This is a genomic window from Enorma phocaeensis, from assembly GCF_016901575.1.
GTDB classification, from domain to species: domain Bacteria; phylum Actinomycetota; class Coriobacteriia; order Coriobacteriales; family Coriobacteriaceae; genus Limicola; species Limicola phocaeensis_A.
Genome location: NZ_JACJKQ010000040.1, coordinates 1 through 3,888, shown reverse-complemented (window position 1 = coordinate 3,888; position 3,888 = coordinate 1). Strand labels below are relative to the sequence as shown.

The window sequence follows — 3,888 nt, the reverse complement described above, 5'->3', positions numbered from 1 at the left end:
GGTCATCGCGGCGACCTCGGCGCGGCTGATGGCGTCCGCCGGGCGCAGGGCGTCCACGTCCTGGCCCATGACGCCGGCCTCGACGGCCCAGGCGACGGCCTCGTCGGCGAAGTCGGCGACGGAGGCGCCGTCGGTGTAGGCGTCGAGCGCGGAGAGGTCCGCGTCGGTGTCCACGCCGGTCATCTTGGCGTAGCGGGCGAGCATCGTGGCGAGCTCCTGGCGCGAGACGCTGGCCTCGGGCATGAAGAGGTCGGTGCCGTCGTAGCCGGTCACCAGGCCGAGCTTCTCTGCCCACTGGATGGCCTGGGCGTAGTACATGCTCGCGTCCACGTCGGAGAAGCCGGTCTTGAACTCCTTGGCTGGGACGTCCTCGCCCTCGTGTGCGTCGGAGTAGAGCGTGCCGCCGGCCATCTTGTAGAGGACCACGGCGACGTCGCCGCGCTTGATGGAGTCGTTCGGGCCGAAGAACTGGGTGCCGGTGTAGCCGGTCATGTAGCCGAAGTCGTCGCTGGAGGCGGTGTAGACCCACTTGGAGTACCACTGGTCGTTCGCCACGTCGGCGAAGACGCGCTTGGTGGTGATCCAGAACTCCTTGGTGTTGTCGACGTAGTGGTTGCCGTCGGTGTTCACGTCAGTCAGGATGACGCGGTACTTGCCCTTCTCGACGCACTGCTCGACATCGACCCACTTGTCGTTGACCTCGTCGTACCTCTGGTACTCGACGGTGTAGGCGGACTCGGGCAGGGCGATCCAGTTCTCGGGCTTCTCGTACTTGGTCCCAGACTCGTCCAGGTCGTACTCGAAGGTCGGAACGACCGGCTGGCCGGTGTAGGCGAACATGTTCCCCGTACCCATGCCGTAGCCGAGAGTGCCGGCGAAGCGGATCTGGGCGTTGCCGCCATCAGAGGTGTCGACGGGGTCGACGGTGAACTCGACGGACTTGTCCGTGCCAGTGACCTCGTAGAGCGAGTCCGCCTTCGCGTCGACGGTGATGGTGTAGGTGCCGGCGTCAACGATGGAGTCGACCTTCTCTCCGCCCTTCGTGACGGTGATGTCGAACTCGTCGTTGCTCACCACGTTGCCGTCCTTGTCGGTGGCCTTGACAGTGATGAGGTCGAGGAAGTCGGAGCCGCTGTAGACGTCGGATGCCGAGCCGTCGATGACGTCCCCGTCATAGTAGACAAAGATGTCGGCATCCTTGACCTGGGTCGCGTTCACCGAGAAGAAGCACGCCACCGAGCCGCCGAAGTTGTAGTCGTTGTCGACGGCGACGACGGTAGCCTTGTACTCGCCGCGACGGGAGGTCTCGGAGGCGTCGCAGGCGACCCATTTGCCGTCGACCTTCTTCTCATAGGAGATCTCGACGCCGTCGAGCAGCTTGCCGTTCGTGTCGCGTGCGGTCACGAGGGAAGCGTCGAAGTGCTCGATCACCCTTCCGTTGGGGAAACTCGCGTTGTCGTACTCGAACTTGGCGGTGTCGCCGTAGCGGACGACGGTGACCTCGCGGTCGTTGATGATGTTCGGCGTGGCCTCCTTCTTGCCGTCGGTATCGAGCTTGTAGGCCGTGATCTTGTAGGTGTAGCTGCCCTTGAGCGGGGACGCCGGGGTCTTCTGGCCGGAGTCGGTCGAGACGAAGGAGAGCTCGACGTTGATGCCGTCGATGGTGCTGACGGCGCTGCCGCTGTTGAACAGGGTGTTGCCGTCGAGCTTCGCGACGTGGCCGGGAAGGTCGCTCGCTGTGGTGGCATAGAGGAGTTCGTCGAGCTCGATGGGTGCCGTCGCCAGGTCGATCGGGGTGATCTCGAACTCGACGGAGAAGTCCTTGCCGTCGAATTCACCCTCGGCGACGTACTTGCCGGCGTCTTTCGCTTTGACGGGGGTGTGGGTGGGGTCGTCGGCCCTGTAGGCCTTGATGTTCCCCATCTTTCCGGTGTTGGCCTTGTAGGCGACGCCGCCCACGACGACCTGGAGTTTGCCGGACCCGAAGGTCTGCTCGTTGCCGTTGTACTGGATGACCCTGTCGTTGATGTCGCTGCCCTGGCAGACGTAGGCACCGTCGAGGGTCGTGTCGACGATGGTGAACTTGATGGCGACGGTCTCGGAGGCATTGGTCGCGTCCGTAGTGCAGACCGCGGCGTAGTAGGTGCCGGCTCCGGCGATGGTCTTGGGTTCGGCGATCCAGCTCACCTTGGTGCCGTCCTGCAGCTGCTCCCTGCCGTTCGGGTCGGCCTTGTAGTACACGGCCTTGGTGCCCTCTTCACCGACGGTGATCTTGCGGCCGCTGTCGGTGGTGACTTGGGTGGGAACCACATAGTGCGCGTTGGTGTCGGCGACAAACGTGATGTCGTCGAGGTCGTTGATGATCTTCCCGTTGTTGTCGGTCGCCTTGGTGATCTCGCCCTTGGCGACGTCCTCGAGGTCGCCCGCGATGAGCGGCTGGATGCCCTCGTTGGCGGCGAAGGCGACCGCCGGTGCCGCGGCGCCGAGGGTGAGCGCTCCGACCAGCGACGCGGAGATCGCCAGGGCCACCCTCTTCGAATGGTTCTTGACGCAAGCTGTCATACGTCTTTCTCCTTCCATAAGGAACAGATAATCGCCAGTTCTGGGAGGAGGAGAGTTGGGGCCGCCGCCCCATGCGACACCCATGAATTTCCCCCGACGGCCCGGAAAGCTGCTATAGTGGACTAAGCGGTATTGACGCGGCGGCCTCAAGGGGTCCGCGTCCACCCTGGGCGGCTGCCACGATTGTGGCGGTCGCCCTTTCGGTTTGGGGGCACAATGTCGGCGAAAGCATTTCTGACGATTGACGAGCAGGTCCAGCTCCTGGAAAGCAGGGGCGTCTCGACGACGGAGCGCACCGGCGCCCTGCTTCTGCGCGAAGGCTACTACTCCATAGTCAACGGCTACAAGCGCCACTTCATCGACGAGGACGCCTCCCGTGAGGCGGGGGACGACAGGTACATGCCGGGGACGGAGTTCGACTCGCTCTACGACCTCTTCTCGTTCGACAGGGACCTCAGGGAGATAACGTTCCATTACCTCATCAGGGCGGAGGCGACGGTGCGGACCGCCATCGCGTACTGCTTCGCGGACGCCCACAGGGACGCCAGCGACTACCTGCTGCAGTCGAGCTTCTGCTCGAAGGAAGAGTACGGGGCGTACGGGAAGGACGAGTCGGACTATGCGTCCGAGGTCAACGGGCTCACCGGGATTCTTGGGAGGCGTGCCCGGTCGAGCGGCTCCGACTTCGTGGTCCATTACCGCAAGAAGTACGGCTCCGTGCCGATCTGGGTTCTTGCGAACGATCTGACGTTCGGGAACCTCGAGCACTTCTTCAACCTCATGAAGCCCGCTGAGAAGAGGGCCGTGTGCAAGGCGATCGCGACGTCGACGGAAAGGCTCGGGGACAAGGACCTGGGCTTCTTCGACGTGGGCAGCGCGAGGGTGAGCCTAGAGGTCCTCGTGAAGTTCAGGAACATCTGCGCGCACGACGAGCGCCTCTACTGCGCGCGTGTCGGGGGACGGAAGGCGGTCAACTACGCGAAGATGGTCTGGATGCTTGAGCGCTACCTGACGAGGGCGGAGTTCGCCGACTTCATCGATGGGCTCCTGGATTTGTTCGCGGCCGGCTTAGACCGCACCGGGGCGGTCGCCCCCGTCCTCAGGGAGCTCGGGTTCGACGAGCTCCGCGACGAAATCGTCGCCCGGACGGGCGCCTCCTCCTAAGGCCTAGAGGGCTCCCCGCCCCCGGGGCTCCCCGCGTCCTCCTTCCAGAACTGGCGATTATCTGTTCCTTATGGAAGGAGAAAGACGTATGACAGCTTGCGTCAAGAACCATTCGAAGAGGGTGGCCCTGGCGATCTCCGCGTCGCTCGTGGGCGCGCTCAC

General features: G+C 63.9%; 2 protein-coding genes. One reads left to right on the top strand and one right to left on the bottom strand.

Going from position 1 to position 3,888, the window contains the following annotated elements; translation table 11 throughout:
* The coding region (locus tag H6A15_RS09980; RefSeq protein WP_204673606.1) for an S-layer homology domain-containing protein at nucleotides 1–2,562 on the bottom strand (2,562 nt) is incomplete at its 3' end.
* Between the two features lie 216 nt (nucleotides 2,563–2,778).
* On the opposite strand from H6A15_RS09980, the gene H6A15_RS09975 reads away from it, so the two are divergent.
* Complete coding sequence (locus H6A15_RS09975; protein WP_204673605.1) at nucleotides 2,779–3,726, top strand: Abi family protein; 948 nt, start codon at nucleotides 2,779–2,781, stop codon at nucleotides 3,724–3,726.
* Nucleotides 3,727–3,888 lie beyond the last annotated feature (162 nt).

Excerpts from the sequence above, each read along its gene's own strand:
- H6A15_RS09975 (WP_204673605.1), top strand. The coding sequence starts at position 2,779 with ATGTCGGCGAAAGCATTTCTGACGATTGACGAGCAGGTCCAGCTCCTG.